Source organism: Frigoribacterium salinisoli (assembly GCF_054781095.1).
Genome location: NZ_BAAGVB010000004.1, coordinates 292137 through 307656, shown reverse-complemented (window position 1 = coordinate 307656; position 15520 = coordinate 292137). Strand labels below are relative to the sequence as shown.

Genomic DNA, 15520 nt, shown 5'->3' with positions numbered 1-15520 from the left:
TCCCGGGGGGACCATGACCGATCCGCACGCGTGGCAGCCGCCGACCGGGAGCCCGCGCTCCGACGGCCCCGCCGCACCCGCCCCGTCGCCCGTCGCCGGGCCTCCTGCCGGTGGTCCTCCTGCCGGCGGTCCGTGGCCCGCTCCCGCGCCTCCTGCCGCACCGCGAGGGACCGGGGGCTGGACGCGCCCGACCTCGCCCGGCATCGTGCCGCTGCGCCCCCTCACGCTCGGCGAGATCCTCGGCGGCGCGTTCACGGTGCTGCGGCGCAACCCGCGCACCACCTTCGGCACCGCCCTGCTGGCCCAGGTCGTCGTGCTCGTCGTCGCCGTCGTCGTCACGGGCGGCGTGGCCGCGCTGGCGTTCCTGCGCGTCGACAGCGTCCTGCCCGAGGACCGCGAGGCGGCCACCGCGGGCGCGGTCGCGATCACGGTCGCCGCGGCCCTCGTGCCCGTCGCCCTCTCGCTCGTCGTCTCGGCGCTCCTGCAGGGCCTGTTCGCGCTGGAGACCTCGCACCAGGTGCTCGGCCGACGGCTCCGCCTCGGCGGCCTGTGGCGCCTGGTCCGGGGCCGCCTCGCCGCCCTCGTCGGCTGGACGGCCCTGCTGGCCCTCGCAGGGGTGCTCGTCACGGCACTGGTGGTCGGCGTCGTCGTCCTGGGCGTCGTGCTCGGCGGCGACGTGGGCGGCGTCGTCGGAGTCCTCGCCGCCCTCGTGCTCGGGCTCGGGGCTGCGGTCCTCGCGGCGTGGCTGCTCACGAGGACCGCCTTCGTGCCGAGCGTGGTCGTGCTCGAGCGCGCACCGGTCGGCGCGGCCGTGCGCCGGTCGTGGGCCCTGACCCGGGGCGGCTTCTGGCGCACCTTCGGGATCCTCCTCCTCGTCCTCGTCATGATCCAGGTCGCGGCGCAGGTCGTCACGGCTCCGTTCTCGTTCCTCACGCCCGTCGTGCTCGGCCTCTTCCTGCCCACGGGCACGGACGACCCGACCGTCGCCGTCGTCGTCACCGCCGCGCTCTACCTCGTGACGGTCGTCGTCGCGAGCGTCGTGGGAGCGGTCGGCAGCGTCGTCCAGACCGCCTCGACGGCCCTGCTCTACGTCGACCTGCGGATCCGGCGCGAGGGCCTCGACCTCGAGCTCGCGCGCCACGTCGAGCTGCACGAGGCGGGGGCGACCGACCTGCCCGATCCCTACCGCACGCCCGGGGCGGGGCCGGCCGAGGCCTCCTGGGCGTCAGGAGGCGCGGGCCGCCCCGGCGCGCCCGACGCCCCCGGCGGCCGGTGACGCCCGTCGCGGCCCTCGCCGCACCGCTGACGCCCGACGCCGACGAGGCCCGCCGCGCCCTGCTGCGCGAGCTCGCCGACCCGCGCTACGACGCGGCGCGGCCCACCCTGCTCGACCGGGCGGCACAGGCCGTCTGGGAATGGCTGCAGGGCCTCCGCTTCGCGGGGGTGGACGGCGCCGGCGGCCTCGGCCTGCTCGTGCTGCTGATCGTGGTCGGCGTCGTCGTCGTCGTGCTGCTGGTCCGCTTCGGCGTGCCCCGGCTCACGCGCCGGTCGGCGGCGCCCGACGCGGTCTTCGGCGCCTCCGACGACCGCGACGCCGAGGCCCTGCGGCGGGCGGCCTCGGCCGCGGCCCGGGCCGGCGACCACACGACGGCCGTCGCGGAGCAGTTCCGCGCCGTGGCCCGTGCCCTCGACGAGCGCGGGCTCGTGCCCGCCTCCCCCGGCACCACCGCGCACGAGACCGCGCGCCGCGCCGCCACGGTCGTGCCCGCCGAGGCCGAGGCGCTGACGGCGGCGGCCCGCGCCTTCGACGAGGTGCGGTACCTCGACCGCGACGGCACCGAAACGGCCTGGCACCAGGTGCGCGCCCTCGACGAGCGGCTCGCGCGCACGGCGGTGCCCGCGTGACCGTGACGACGCCCGGCCTCGGCGCCCTCGCCCGACGGGCCCGCCCCTGGCTCGTGCTGACGGGCGTCGCCCTGGTCGGGGCGGTGGGCTCCCTGCTCGTCGTGGGCAGCGGTGCCACGGCCGGGCGGCCCCTCGACCCGACCGACCCGCGCACCGCCGGGACCGCCGCGCTCGTCGAGGTGCTGCGCGACTCGGGCGTCGACGTGCGGGTGAGCGACTCCCTCGACCGCACCCTCGAGCTCGCCGCGGTGGCTCCCGACGACACGACGGTCGTCGCCCACGACGCGCTCGGCCTCCTCGACGACGACGCCTGGACGCGCGTCGGCGCGGCATCGGCGACGACCGTGCTGCTGCGACCGGACGACGTCGCCCTGGCCGCCCTCGCCCCGGGCGTCTCGACGGGCCCCGCCGCCTCCGGCGGCACGACGACCCCCTCCTGCGCCCTCCCCGCCCTCGACCGCGTGGGCGAGGTCACGGCCACCGGGACGGCCTACGCGGTCGACGACGACGCGGACGACGTCGTCGCCTGCCTGCCGGTGGTCGACGGGCACGGCCTCGTCGAGGTCGACGACGGCGACCACGTCACGACCGTGCTGGGCCTCACCGACGCGCTCACGAACGGCACGATCACCCGGCACGACGACGCCGCGATGGCGCTCACGCTGCTCGGCCGGACCGACCGCGTCGTCTGGTACCAGCCGGGCGCCGACGACCTGCCGGTCGGCGGCACGGGCAGCCTCGCCTCGCTCACGCCGCGCTGGGTCACCCCCGTGCTCGTGCTCGCCGCCGTCACGGCCCTCACGGCCGGGCTCTGGCAGGGCCGGCGGCTCGGACCGCTCGTGGTCGAGCGCCTGCCCGTCGTGGTCGCCGCCGACGAGACCCGGGAGGGGCGCGCGAGGCTCTACGAGCGGGCAGGAGCCCGCGCGCACGCCCTCGACCAGCTGCGCCTCGGCGCGATCGGTCGCCTCGGACGGGCCCTCGGCCTCTCCTCCACGGCGGGCGTCGACGACGTCGTCGGGCGCACGGTGGAGCTCCTCGGCGCGGACGCCCGCGGCGTGCGGCACGTGCTCGTCGACGCCCTGCCCCGGGACGACGCCGAGCTCGTGCGGCTCGGGGACTCCCTGCGCGACCTCGAGGCGGCCGTCGCCGAGGTGGTGCGACCACGATGACGCCGCCGCCCCGCACGCCCCCTGGCCCGCGCACCACCACGACCCGCCGACCGCCGATCCCCTCTCCCAGGAGCCCCCGTGACCAGTGACCTGCAGCAGACCTTCACCCGCGTGCGCGCCGAGGTGGGCAAGGCCGTCGTCGGCCAGGACGGCGTCGTCACCGGGCTCATCGTCGCCCTCCTCGCCGGAGGGCACGTGCTCCTCGAGGGCGTCCCCGGCGTCGCCAAGACCCTGCTCGTCCGGGCGCTGAGCGCGAGCCTGTCGCTCGGCACCACCCGCGTGCAGTTCACGCCCGACCTCATGCCGGGCGACGTGACCGGCTCGCTCGTGTGGGACTCGGGCACGGGCGCCTTCGAGTTCCGCCCCGGGCCGGTCTTCACGAACGTGCTGCTCGCCGACGAGATCAACCGCACGCCGCCGAAGACGCAGTCGGCGCTGCTCGAGGCCATGGAGGAGCGGCAGGTCTCGGTCGACGGCACCTCCCGGCCGCTGCCGACGCCGTTCCTCGTCGCCGCGACCATGAACCCCGTCGAGTACGAGGGCACCTACTCGCTGCCCGAGGCGCAGCTCGACCGGTTCCTGCTCAAGCTCACGGTCGAGCTGCCGCCGCGCGACGCCGAGGTCGAGGTGCTCGTCCGCCACGCGGCCGGCTTCTCGCCCCGCGACCTCCGCGCCGCAGGGGTCACCGCGGTGCTGGGTGCCGAGGACCTCGCCAGGGCGCAGGAGGAGGTGGGCAGGGTCGGCGCCTCCCCCGACGTGCTCGCGTACGTCGTCGACCTCGCTCGCGCGACCCGCGAGAGCCCGTCGGTGCGCATCGGCGTGAGCCCCCGCGGCTCCACGGCGCTGCTCGCCGCGAGCAAGGCCTGGGCCTGGCTCACCGGCTTCGACCGGATCACGCCCGACCACGTGCAGGCCATGGCCCTGCCCGTGCTGCGCCACCGCCTGCAGCTGCGCCCCGAGGCCGAGCTCGAGGGAGTCGACGCCGACGCGGTCCTGCGCTCGGTGCTGCAGCAGGTCAGGGTCCCGCTCTGACATGGCGGTCACCGGCTGGACCGTCCTCCTCGTCGCCCTCGGGGCCGTGCCCCTCGTCGTGACGGGCGATCCGCGGGTGCTGCCCGCGTGGCTCCTGCTCGTCGTCGTGCTGGTCGCCGTCGACCTCGCCCTCGCCGCGTCGCCCCGGCTCGTGCGGGCGACCCGCGAGCTGCCCGGCGCGGTGCGCCTGGGCGAGTCGGTCGAGGCCCGCCTGCGACTCGTGCACGGCGGGCGCAGGAGGCTCCGCGGCGTCGTCCGTGACGCCTGGGAGCCCTCCGCCGGGGCGACCGCGACCCGGCGGCGCGTCTCGCTGCGCCCCGGCGGCGGCGTCGTGCTCACGACCGTGCTCGTGCCGTTCCGGCGCGGCGTGCGCCGGGCGGACTCCGTGACGGTCCGGTCCGTCGGTCCGCTCCGGCTCGCCGCACGGCAGGCGACCATCGCCCTGCCCGGCGACCTCACCGTGCTTCCGCGCTTCTCATCGCGCCGGCACCTGCCCAGCCGGCTCGCGCGCCTCCGCGAGCTCGACGGCCGCACGAGCGTCCAGGTGCGCGGCCAGGGCACCGAGTTCGACAGCCTGCGCGAGTACGTGCGCGGCGACGACGTGCGCTCGCTCGACTGGCGCGCCACGGCCCGGCGCGGCGACCTCGTCGTCCGCACCTGGCGGCCCGAGCGCGACCGCCGCGTCGTCGTCGTGGTCGACTCCGGGCGCACCTCGGCGGCGCGCGTCGGCGACGAGCCCCGCCTCGACACGGCCTTCGAGGCCGCGCTGCTGCTCGGCGCGCTCGCCTCGCGCGCGGGCGACCACGTCGACCTCGTCGTCACCGACCGGCGCGTGCGCGGCCGGGTCCAGGGCGCCTCCGGTCCGGCCCTGCTCTCGGCGATGGTCGAGGTCATGGCCCCGGTCGACCCCGAGCTCGTCGAGACCGACTGGTCGCTCGTGCCCGGGCTCGTGCGGGGCGTCACCACCCAGCGCAGCCTCGTCGTGCTGGCCACGCCCGCCGAGTCGCCCGGCGCCGTGCGCGGGCTCCTGGCCGCGCTGCCGCAGCTCACGCGGCGGCACCTCGTCGTCGTGGCCGCCGTCACCGACCCCACCGTCGACGAGGCCGCGCTCGGCCGCGGCGACAGCACGACCGTCTACCGTGCCGCCGCCGCCGAGCGGGCTCGCCTGGACCGGGCCCGGGTGGCCGCCGCCGTGCGGCAGCTCGGGGCCGAGGTCGTGACGGGGAGCCCGGCCGACCTGCCGCCCGCCCTGGCCGACCACTACCTCGCGCTCAAGGCCGCCGGGCGGCTCTGAGGGGGTGGCGGGACCTCGCGCGCGCAGCGGAGCGGGCCTGCTCAGCCGGCGACGAGCCTCTTCGCGCCCGCCTCGAAGTCGTCGAGGTCGCCGCGGTGGCCCGCCCGGGCCGCCCGACCGCCGAGCACCCACTGGTAGGCGAGGAACGCCGCCAGGGCGACCGTGCCGATGCCGATCTTGACCGGCCACGGCCACGGTTGGCGGGTGACGAAGCCCTCGATGACGCCCGAGACGAGCAGCGCGAGCACGAGGCCCACGGCGACCGTGACGAGCGCGCGGCCGTCCTCCGCGAGGGCCTGGCCGCGCGTGCGCGCCCCCGGGGCGATCCACGACCACGAGATGAGCAGCCCGGCCGCCGCCGCGACGAACACGCTGTAGAGCTCGAGCTGACCGTGCGGCGCGATGTACAGGAAGAACTGGTCGAGCCGCCCCTCCGAGGCGAGCAGCCCGCCCGACAGGCCGACGCCGACGGCGTTCTGCATCACGACGTAGGGCACCCAGACGCCCGTGATGCCGAACGCGACGCACTGGGCGGCGATGAAGGCGTTGTTGGTCCAGACCTGGCCCGTGAAGGTCGCCGACGAGCTCTCGTCGTAGTAGCGGACGAAGTCCTCGCTCGCGTACTGCCGACGGAACTCCTCCGTGCCGAGCGCCGCCAGGACCTCGGGCGACTGCGCGACCCAGGCGCCGACGACCGTGCTGACGACGGCCGTGACGAGCGCCACGGCGAGGGTCGACCAGCGGAGGCGCCAGAGCGCCGCCGGGAGGTGCACCACGAAGAAGACGGGCACCTGCGACGCCAGCGAGCGGCCCGTGCCGGTGAAGCGCAGGCGCGCCCGGCTCAGGGTGAGCGAGAGCCGGTCGCCGATCGCGGAGGGACCGCTGGTCGTGCGCAGCACCGAGAGGTCGGTGGCGCCGGCCTGGTAGCGCTCCACGAGCTCGTCCGCCTCGGGACCGGTCAGCCGTCGTCGGCTGCGGGCGAGCTGGTCGAGGCGGGCCCAGTCGGCCGCGCGGGCGGCTTCGTACGCGTCGAGGTCCACGCGTGCGAGCCTAGCCGGACGGGCCTGCCGTCCGTCGAGCCGCCCGGGGACCGGCGCAGGAGGACCGGGCCGGGCCCGCCAGGAGGCCCGGCGTGCGAGGATCGGGGCATGCCGCGACGTACCGGGAGCCGCCCCGCGCCGACCCTGCGCCCGGGCGAGGTGGACGACCTCCTGGGCCCCGACGACGAGCTGGTCACGGGCGAGGCCGTGGCGCTCGAGCTGCGGCCCACGAGCTTCGTGCTCCGCGTCGCCGGCGCCCTCCTCGACTACCTGGCCTACGCGCTGCTCTTCGTCGGGCTCGTGCTGCTCGTCGTGCAGCTCGTCGAGGAGGGCGTCGTCGACGAGCCCCTCGCCGCCGGGGGCGTCATCGTCGCCCTCGTCACGAGCTTCGTCGTCGTGCCCGCCGTCGTCGAGACCGCCAGCGGGGGGCGCTCGCTCGGCCGACTGGCGGTGGGGGCGCGCATCGTGCGGCGCGACGGCGGCGCCGCCGGGTTCCGCCAGGCGCTCGTGAGGTCGCTCGTGGGGCTCCTGGAGATCGTCTTCACGACGGGCGGCCTCGCCGTCGTCGTCGCCCTGCTCGACACGTCGTCGCGGCGCCTCGGCGACCTGCTGGCCGGCACGTACAGCCGGAACGAGCGCGTGCCCGCCCGGCCCCGGCGCCTGGCGGTCGTGCCGCCCGGCCTCGAGGCCTGGGCCGCCGTCGCCGACGTCGGCCCGCTGCCCGACCGGCTGGCCCGCCGCGTGGCCTCCTACGTGCAGCAGGCTCCGGCGCTCGACCCCGCCAGCCGGCACCGCCTGGCCGTCGCCCTGGCCACGGAGGTCGCCGTCGTCGTCTCCCCCGTGCCGGACGCCCCGGCCGAGGCGTTCCTCGAGGCCGTCGCGGCCCTCCGCCGCGACCGCGAGGGCGTCGCGCTGGCCCGCGAGCAGGCCCTCGTCGACCGGCTCGCGCCGGCCCTCACGGCCGTGCCGCGGGGGTTCCCCCGGCGGTGACGCGGCGACCCGCGGGCCGGCGGGCGCTCAACCCGTGCCGGCGGGCGCTCAGGCCGTGCCGGCGGGCGCTCAGCCCGTGCCGCGGATGAGGCCGAGCACCTCGTCCCGCAGTCGCTCCATCTCGCCGGCCGTCTGCGCCTCGGCGTTGAGCCGCAGGAGGGGCTCGGTGTTCGACGGACGCACGTTGAACCACCAGAACCCGCCGTCGGCGCTGCTGCCCGAGACCGTGAGCCCGTCGAGCTCGTCGAAGTCGCCCCGGCTCGCGAACGCCTCGACGACGCGGGCGTAGGCCGCGGGCACGTCGTCGACGACGGAGTTGACCTCGCCGCTGGCCGCGTAGGGCGTCGCGCGCCGGGTCAGCACCGACAGGGGCTCGGCCTGCGCGCCGAACTCGGCGAGCACGTGCATCGCGGCCAGCATGCCGTTGTCGGCGCCCCAGAAGTCCGCGAAGTAGTAGTGGGCGGAGTGCTCGCCCCCGAAGACGGCACCCGTCGCGCGCATCTCGTCCTTGATGAGCGAGTGGCCGACGCGCGTGCGGACGGGGACGCCGCCGGCCGCGGCGATCGCCTCGGGCACGGCCCGCGAGGTGATGAGGTTGTGGAGCACGGTGACCTCGGCGGTCGGGTCGGCGGCCCTGGCGCGGGCGATCTCGCGCACGGCGACGATCGCGGCCACGGCCGAGGGGGTCACGGCCTCGCCCTGCTCGTCGACGACGAAGCAGCGGTCGGCGTCCCCGTCGAAGGCGAGCCCGAGGTCGGCCCCGTGCTCGACGACCGCGCGCTGCAGGTCGACGAGGTTGGCGGGCTCGAGCGGGTTGGCCTCGTGGTTGGGGAACGTGCCGTCGAGCTCGAAGTAGAGCGGCACGATCTCGAGCGGCAGCTCGCCCAGGCCCGCGGCCCCGCCGAGGACGGCCGGGACCGTGAGGCCGCCCATGCCGTTGCCCGCGTCGACGACGACCTTCAGCGGGCGGATCCCGCTGAGGTCGACGAGCGACCGGAGGTGCGCGGCATAGCCCGGCAGGGCGTCGTGGCGCCGTGCGGTGCCGGGCTCGGGCACCGGCTCGACGCGGCCGTCCGCCAGGTACGCGGCGGCGCGGTCGCGGATCTCGGCGAGCCCCGTGCCGAGGCTGATGCCCTGGGCGCCGGCCCGGCTGAGCTTGATGCCGTTGTAGCTGGCCGGGTTGTGGCTCGCCGTGAACATGGCGGCCGGTGCCTGCATCGAGCCGGAGGCGAAGTAGGTCTCGTCGGTCGAGCAGAGGCCGAGCTGCACGACGTCGGCCCCTCGTGCGACCGCGCCGCGCGTGAAGGCCTCGGCGAAGGCCGGCGACGAGTCGCGCATGTCGTGCCCGACGACGACCTCCCGGCCGGCCGCGCCGATCTCGTCCACGAACGCGGCTCCGAAGGCCTCGACCACCTCGTCGGTGAGCTGACTGCCGACCAGGCCCCGGACGTCGTACGTCTTGACGAAGGCGGACAGGTCGACGGGACGCGAAGGGCTCATGGTCACCACGCTACCCGTCGGACGACCTCCCACCCGTGCGGCACGGAGAGGGAGTCCGCGTGGCGGGCACAGAGGTCGTAGCCGTGGGGCTCGACGACGTCGCTCAGCGGACCCACGACCACCATCGAGTCGGCGTAGACGTAGGTCAGCGTGGCCCGCGCCTCGTCCGGGCACGAGACCTTGCTGCAGGGCCGCTCGATCATCGCGGGCAGTCTACCGAGCGCGGTTAGCATGGGGCCGTGCCCCCTCCTCGCAGCCCCCACGGCTCGGCCCGTGCCGGGCGCCGCGACCGCCACGGGAGGGGTCCGCGCTCGTCGGTCGCCGGTCCGCACCTCCCGTTCCTGCGCACGAGGTCCGACGAGTTCGACGACCTGGTCGCGGCCACCGTCGACCACCTCCGCGAGACGTGGCCGGACGAGCTCACCGACGTCGTGGTCGAGGTGGCTCCCCTGCCCGACCTGCCCGAGGCCGACCACGTCCCCCGCTGGTCGGCCGACCGGGCGGCCCGCAAGGTCGTGCTCTTCAGGCTGCCGATCGAGCGCCTGGGCGCCGCCCGCGAGCGACGGGACGAGACCGACGACGAGTGGCGCCACCGCGCCTCGGTCGAGGGGCACGTGCTGCGGGCCTTCGCGGAGCTCCTGGGCCGCGACCCGTGGGACCTCTCCGACCGCTGGCACGACGACTGACGTCGCAGCCCGCCGCGACGCCCGCGCGACGGCGCTCGCCCGTCAGGGGTGGACGACGACCGGCGTGGAGGCCGGCAGCGGAGCCACGACCGACCACGCCGCGATGCGCCCGTCGCCGGACCAGCTGACCGCCGCCCGGAGCCCCTGGGGGTCGCGGAGCACGAAGGCGTCGTCCGCCCCGACCCGGACGTCGACCGACGACCCCGGGGCGACCGCGACCTCGGTCTCGTCGTCGCCGCGCACGAGCGTCGTCGTGACGGGCTGCTCGCCCGGGTTGGCGAGCGTGAGGGCGGCGCCCTCGCCCTCGCCGACGCTCACCTGCACGTCGCCGGTCAGGGCGGCGGCCGACGGGGCCCAGGCCACGTCCACCTGCCCGTCGGGCGTGGCGGTGGAGGTGCGGGCACCGGCGACGACGGGGACGGACGAGCGCAGCGTCGCCGTGTAGCGGCCGTCGGGCAGGCCGTCGACGGGGAGGTCGGTCACGCGGCCGCCCTCGGCGCGCACGTCGAAGGTCGTGCCGTCCCCCGACGGACCGGCGAGCGTCACCGTGACGTCGGCGGCCTCGGCACCGGGCACGAGGACCCGCAGCACGCTCGAGGCGTCGTCGGCCTCGTCGGGCTCCACGACGGACTCGAGCCGCTCCCCGTCGCGCACGACGATGCCGGGCACGACGGTGGTGCGGGCCGGTCCCGCCGAGGCGCTCACCACGTCCGCACCGCCGGGCTGGAGGGTCCGCACGATGGACTCCTGCAGGTTCGCCACGATCGGCCCGCCGCGGCTCGTGACGTGCACGACCGGCGACGACAGCCCCGTGGCGAAGCCGGCGAGGGGCACGACCTTCTGGGTCCGCGGGGCGACGACGATCCCGTCGATGCCGGGGCCCTGCACCTGCCCCTGCTCGGCGACGATGCCGAGGTCGACGGTGCTGTTGACGTCGGTGGGGTTCACGAGCGTCACGAGCGTGACGCGACCGGTGCGGGTGGAGCCGCCGACGAGCCAGGTCGAACTGGTGGGCTCGGCGCACGCTGCGGCCGTGAAGCCGTACAGGTCCCCCTCGTCGACGAGCTGCGACTGCGCCCCGGACAGCAACGGCACCTCGCCGTCCTCCACGGGTGCGGTCAGGGCCGTCGGGCGGGACGAGGCGCCGTCCGCCCCGGCGAGGACCTCCTCGTCGACGTCGCCGAGGCTCGACGACGACGTCACGCTCGCCTCGCCGAGCGCGCTGCTGGTCGTCGCCGCCCCGCCGTCCTCGTCGGAGAGCCGCAGCACCGATCCCGGGCAGACGCGGACCTGGTCCACGGGCACCGGCTCGACCAGGCGCCCCGCGGGCGTGGCGTCCAGCGCCGGCAGGGGCAGCACGGTCGCTCCGGCGACGACGACCGCCGCCACGAGCACGCCCCCCACGGCCACCGCGGCTCGACGGGTGGCCCTCAGTGCGGTCCGGTCAGGCATCTCGCTCCTCGTCGAAGGTCGTGGCGGGCTGCTCCGCCTCGGGCACGCCGGCGCGGGACCGGCGGCGGCGGGGCGTGGTGGGCAGGGCGAGCAGGAACGCCGAGCCGAGCACGAGCGCCCAGGTCACCGGCACGACGACGCCCAGCAGGCCGGCGGCGGGCCGCACCTCCCGCTCGTCGACGGCGTCGACGTAGCGCCAGAGCAGGCCGTTGTCGGTCTCGCCGACGGGCTGGAAGAGCGCGTCCGCGTCGAGCGCCTCGCTGGCACGCTGCTCGAGCACCTCGCCCTCGCCCTCGTCGCGGACGTCGGAGAGCAGGACGAAGCCGATGCCGAGGCGGCGCAGGTCGGGCTCGGGGTCGAAGCCGCTGCGGCTCACGAGGTTGCCCGCCAGCTCGGTGAGGTCGCGGTTGGTGCTGCTGAGCCGTTGCGCCGTGGAGTCGAGCGTCGACTGGTCGTCGAGGGTCGTGCCCTGGCCGCGCTCGAGCGACACCGCGAGGGCGCCGTCGGGCTGCGGCGTGACGACCAGCGTGCCCACGTCGGGCGAGGCCTCGGCCTCGGCGGTGACGTAGGCCGACAGGATCCGCCCGCTGCCCTCGCGGACGGCCGACGTGCCCCGCAACGTCGCGGCGGCGACGGGCGCGACGACGACGAGCGCGAGGACCGTCGCGAGCGTGGCGGCCGCGGGGGCGACCCGCGGCACGCGGTCGAGCGCGACGAGGGCGGCACCGACCAGCCCGGCGAGGTAGAGGCTGAGGCCGCTGCCCGCCCAGATGGACGTCGACGTGCTGCCCGCGCCCGTCACCGACACGTGCGTCGCGGCGACGGCGGTGAGGTAGCCGAGCAGGGCGACGACGAGCGGCGGCACCGAGCGGCGCGCCGGCACGGCCACCAGGGCCAGCAGGGCGAGCAGGCCGAGCGGGGCGAAGGCGACCCCGACCAGCACCGCGGCGAGGGCCCCGTCGACGCCGAGGTCGGCGAGCAGGGTCGTCCAGCCGTGCAGGCCCGTCTCGGGCGTCGTGAGCAGCAGCTGCAAGGGGCTCGCCGGATCGTGCCGCACCGGCACGCCCGGGTCCGCCAGGACCGCCCACCACGTGCCGCGCGAGATCTGCACCAGCAGGACCGGCAGGAACAGCACGAGCGTCGGCAGCGGCACCCCCAGCATGCGGTGGGTCCCGCGCGGTCGCGTCGCGATCGCGCCGAGCCAGCAGACCAGGAGGGCGGGCAGCAGCGACGGCGCGCCCGCGGCGGCCGCCGCGAAGAGCAGCGACGCGGTGGCCCCCGCGGCCCACGACGTGGCGGAGCCGAGCAGGGCCAGGGCGAGGAACGGCAGCACCACGTGCGCGACGACGGCGCCGAGGTGACCCTCCTGGAGGCCCGACAGGAGGGGCGACGAGAGGGCGTAGAGGAGGGCCCCGACGGCGGGCAGCCAGGTCCGGCGCACGAGCCGACGCAGCGCGAACCACGCCCCGAGGGCGGACAGCGGCAGGGCCGTGAACCAGACGAGCACGATCGCGAAGGACGGCGACCACGGGGTCAGCGTGCCCAGCAGGGCGACCACGAGCGCGAAGGGGTCCGACGGCCCCGTGAAGCCGGTGCCGACCTCGCGCCAGCCCCAGCCGACGGAGGACCACAGCTCGCCGAGGCTCGTGCTCAGGGGCAGGAGGCCGCCGCCGGTCAGCTGCGTCGCGCGGAGGAACGGGAAGAACGCCACGACGCCGACGACCGCGGCGACGAGCACGACCCAGAGGCCGCCCGAGCCCAGGAAGCTCGCGCGGGGGTCGGGGGCGTCCTCGACGTGGGCCACGAGGGCGTCGCGCTCGGTGACGCGTCGCTCGCGGATCTGCGCGAGGGACGCGCGCAACGGCTCGACGGCGCTCCAGCCCACCGTGCGGGTGCGCCGGAGGCTGCGGCGGGCCCGCAGGACGTGCGATCGTCCGAAGGCGGCGCCGAACGCGGTCGAGAACTCGCCGGGGACCGCCCCGGGGTTCTTGACGAGCAGGTGCCAGACGCTCCGGACCAGCGCCAGGGGCACGAGGCTGAGCCAGTGCAGCGGCAGGGCGGCGGTCGGCGCCCAGGCGAGCCGGCGGTGCAGCTGGGCCCGACGGTGCACGGTCGTACGGCGGGCGTGCCCCAGGGGCTGCTCGGCGCCGAAGTCCTCGACGGGCCCCGCGCTGAGGACCCGGGCGCCCGGCACGAGCACGACGCGGTGCCCGGCGAGCCGCGCGCGCACGCAGAGGTCGAGGGCGGCGTCGACGTGCGGCAGGCCGGGGTCGAAGCCGCCGAGGGCCGCCCAGGCGCTGCGGCGGACGAGCATGCCGCCGGCCGCGACCGCGAGCACGTCGTCGCGCGCGTCGTGCTGTCCTTGGTCGAGCTCGCCGTCGACGAGGGGCAGGGACGCGCCGTAGCGCGTGACCGTCTCGCCGTAGCCGACGATGACGGCGGGGTCGTCGTGGTCGAGGAGCTTCGGGCCGGCCACGGCGACGCTCGGCGACACCTCGACCGTGGACATCATGGTGGCCAGGGCCTCGGGGCGGGGGGCGTTGTCGTGGCCGAGCAGCCAGAGCCACTCGTCGTCGGCCGCCTCGCTCGGCGGCAGCACGGCCACGGCGCGCGCGATGGCGGCGCCGAAGGTGCGGGCCGAGGGCGCGGTGACGAGCTGGGCCGCACCGCTGAGCGTGAGGCGCCCAGCGGCCGAGCCCGGGCCTCCCGTGTCGACGACCACGAGCGCCTCGGGCGGTCGGGTCTGACGCGACAGACCGTCCAGGGTGGTGTCGAGGTGGGTCGCCCCGCCGGGGGCGACGAGGATCGCGGTGACTCTCGGCTGCATGACCTGTGCAGCCTAGGTCGCGTCGCAGGGGTCGCTCGACCGCCGCGCCGAGGTGCTCAGGCTCGTTTGCGGAGCTTGCGGCGCTCTCGCTCGGAGAGGCCGCCCCAGATGCCGAAGCGCTCGTCGTTGCGCAGCGCGTACTCGAGGCACTGGGCCCGCACGTCGCAGGAGGCGCAGATCTTCTTCGCGTCGCGCGTGGAGCCGCCCTTCTCGGGGAAGAAGGCCTCCGGGTCGGTCTGGGCGCAGAGCGAGTCCACCTGCCAGGCCAAGGGGTCCTCGTCGTCGATCACGTCGACGGCACGGCGCACGCCCGGCACGCCGAGCGCGATCGGGTCGACGTGCCAGTCGTCGGGCACTCCGGGTCGGTTCCCAGGAACAGCCACAGCACATCTCCCCTCGTCGCCAGGCGACCGCCCTGCACGGCCGCGACGGTGTAATTACACCGGTGTCACTCGGTGCACGTCAAGTCGAGCGCGATAAACCCTGTTCCCCCTCAGGGAGCGGAGCCCGCCTCGGCGTGTCGGGGTACGATCCGGCCGACCCGCCCTGCCGACGGTCAGGAGCGTCCTGCGGCGGCCTGCCTCGCCGACCACGCGCTCGTCACCATGTCGAGCAGCGAGTGCCGCATCGCCCAGTCGAGGTCGCGCGCGGCCAGCGCACCGTCGGCGACGATCCGGTCGGGGTCGCCCGGGCGGCGCGGCGCCACCTCGGGCGTGAAGGCGATGCCGGTGCCCTCCGCGACCGCGTCCATGATCTGGCGGACCGAGGCGCCGCCTCCTGACCCGAGGTTGTAGGCGGCTTCGACGGGCTCGCCCGCGTCGAGCCGACGGGCCGCCGCGACGTGCGAGACGGCCAGGTCGGACACGTGCACGTAGTCGCGCACGCAGGTGCCGTCCGGGGTGTCGTAGTCGTCGCCGTTGATGCGCGGCGTGCGGCCCTCGAGCAGGGCGTCGAAGACCAGCGGGAACAGGTTGTGCGGGCTCGCGTCGTAGAGGTCGTCCGACCCCGAGCCGACCACGTTGAAGTAGCGCAGGCTCGTGTGCCGGAGCCCCGACGCGACGCCCTGGTCGCGGAGCAGCCACTCGCCGATCAGCTTCGACTCGCCGTAGGGCGACTCCGGCGACTTCGCGGTGCCCTCGGTCACCGTCGGGGTGCTGGGCGTGCCGTAGACGGCGGCGCTCGACGAGAAGACGACGCGGTCGACGCCGCGGTCGGCCATGGCCTCGAGCAGGCGCGCCGTGCCCGTCACGTTCTGCTCGTACGTGTGCAGGGGACGCTGGACCGACACGCCCGCGTACTTGTACCCGGCCACGTGCACGACGCCCGTGACGCCGTGGCGGTCGATCGTGTCGACGACCAGGTCTCGGTCGAGGATCGAGCCCCGCACGAAGGGGACCCCCTCCGGCACGAACGACCCGACGCCGCTCGAGAGGTCGTCGAGCACGACGGCCTCGAGGCCCGCCCCCCGCAGCTCGCGGACGACATGGGACCCGATGTACCCGGCACCGCCGGTGACCAACCACGACATGGTCCGACCCTAGCGTCGCCGTGCCGCCCGGGCCGACGGGGCGCTCCGAGGGCCGGACGGGAGGCCCCGCGCCGGACCTGCGCGACCCGGGGCCGGG

The 15520-nt window shown here is 76.5% G+C and carries 14 protein-coding genes; 7 read left to right on the top strand and 7 right to left on the bottom strand.

Translation table 11 applies throughout. The features are described 5' to 3' along the window. Positions 1-13: 13 nt before the first annotated feature. The 5 genes from ACYVHQ_RS11385 to ACYVHQ_RS11365 all read left to right on the top strand — a co-directional run bounded on the left by ACYVHQ_RS11385 (position 14) and on the right by ACYVHQ_RS11365 (position 5400). Positions 14-1276 carry a hypothetical protein gene (locus ACYVHQ_RS11385; RefSeq protein WP_460513090.1) on the top strand — a complete coding sequence of 421 codons (1263 nt, stop codon included), beginning with the start codon at positions 14-16 and terminating at the stop codon, positions 1274-1276. Continuing rightward, positions 1273-1905, top strand: a complete 633-nt coding sequence (locus ACYVHQ_RS11380) for a DUF4129 domain-containing protein (protein ID WP_460513088.1) — start codon at positions 1273-1275, stop codon at positions 1903-1905. The genes ACYVHQ_RS11385 and ACYVHQ_RS11380 overlap by 4 nt, the downstream gene beginning before the upstream one ends. Next, entirely contained in the window at positions 1902-3074 is a 1173-nt protein-coding gene (locus tag ACYVHQ_RS11375; RefSeq protein WP_460513086.1) for a DUF4350 domain-containing protein, read from the top strand. Before ACYVHQ_RS11380 ends, ACYVHQ_RS11375 begins: the two co-directional genes overlap by 4 nt. A gap of 78 nt (positions 3075-3152) precedes the next feature. Further along, positions 3153-4106 carry an AAA family ATPase gene (locus ACYVHQ_RS11370; protein WP_460513084.1) on the top strand — a complete coding sequence of 318 codons (954 nt, stop codon included), beginning with the start codon at positions 3153-3155 and terminating at the stop codon, positions 4104-4106. A 1-nt stretch (position 4107) separates the two neighbouring features. Continuing rightward, positions 4108-5400: a DUF58 domain-containing protein gene (locus ACYVHQ_RS11365; protein WP_460513082.1), complete on the top strand. Its 1293-nt coding sequence runs from the start codon at positions 4108-4110 to the stop codon at positions 5398-5400. A gap of 41 nt (positions 5401-5441) precedes the next feature. Here ACYVHQ_RS11365 and ACYVHQ_RS11360 read toward each other — a convergent pair whose 3' ends face one another. After that, positions 5442-6440 (bottom strand): stage II sporulation protein M, encoded by a 999-nt coding sequence (locus ACYVHQ_RS11360; protein ID WP_460513080.1) that lies wholly within the window; start codon positions 6438-6440, stop codon positions 5442-5444. Positions 6441-6548: 108 nt separating this feature from the next. Here ACYVHQ_RS11360 and ACYVHQ_RS11355 point away from each other — a divergent pair, with 108 nt between their 5' ends. Beyond that, the gene (locus tag ACYVHQ_RS11355) at positions 6549-7430 is read left to right on the top strand and encodes an RDD family protein (RefSeq protein ID WP_460513078.1); all 882 of its coding nucleotides are present in this window, start codon (positions 6549-6551) and stop codon (positions 7428-7430) included. A 69-nt stretch (positions 7431-7499) separates the two neighbouring features. Here ACYVHQ_RS11355 and ACYVHQ_RS11350 read toward each other — a convergent pair whose 3' ends face one another. Then, a complete protein-coding gene (locus tag ACYVHQ_RS11350) occupies positions 7500-8930 on the bottom strand; it encodes a phosphomannomutase/phosphoglucomutase (protein ID WP_460513076.1) in 1431 nt (476 codons plus the stop codon). Positions 8931-8932: 2 nt separating this feature from the next. Further along, a complete protein-coding gene (locus ACYVHQ_RS11345) occupies positions 8933-9133 on the bottom strand; it encodes a DUF3499 family protein (protein ID WP_460513074.1) in 201 nt (66 codons plus the stop codon). 36 nt (positions 9134-9169) lie between these two features. On the opposite strand from ACYVHQ_RS11345, the gene ACYVHQ_RS11340 reads away from it, so the two are divergent. After that, the gene (locus ACYVHQ_RS11340) at positions 9170-9616 is read left to right on the top strand and encodes a hypothetical protein (RefSeq protein ID WP_460513072.1); all 447 of its coding nucleotides are present in this window, start codon (positions 9170-9172) and stop codon (positions 9614-9616) included. Positions 9617-9658: 42 nt separating this feature from the next. On the opposite strand, the gene ACYVHQ_RS11335 is transcribed toward ACYVHQ_RS11340, so the two are convergent. From ACYVHQ_RS11335 to galE, 4 genes are all read right to left on the bottom strand, one after another. Next, the gene (locus ACYVHQ_RS11335; RefSeq protein ID WP_460513070.1) at positions 9659-11068 is read right to left on the bottom strand and encodes a DUF5719 family protein; all 1410 of its coding nucleotides are present in this window, start codon (positions 11066-11068) and stop codon (positions 9659-9661) included. Continuing rightward, the gene (locus ACYVHQ_RS11330) at positions 11061-13895 is read right to left on the bottom strand and encodes a glycosyltransferase (protein ID WP_460513068.1); all 2835 of its coding nucleotides are present in this window, start codon (positions 13893-13895) and stop codon (positions 11061-11063) included. Before ACYVHQ_RS11330 ends, ACYVHQ_RS11335 begins: the two co-directional genes overlap by 8 nt. Before the next feature lie 56 nt (positions 13896-13951). Continuing rightward, the gene (locus ACYVHQ_RS11325) at positions 13952-14278 is read right to left on the bottom strand and encodes a WhiB family transcriptional regulator (RefSeq protein ID WP_460513066.1); all 327 of its coding nucleotides are present in this window, start codon (positions 14276-14278) and stop codon (positions 13952-13954) included. A 173-nt stretch (positions 14279-14451) separates the two neighbouring features. Further along, positions 14452-15423, bottom strand: coding sequence for a UDP-glucose 4-epimerase GalE (galE, locus tag ACYVHQ_RS11320; protein ID WP_460513064.1), 972 nt, complete (start codon positions 15421-15423; stop codon positions 14452-14454). Between the last annotated feature and the right edge of the window lie 97 nt (positions 15424-15520).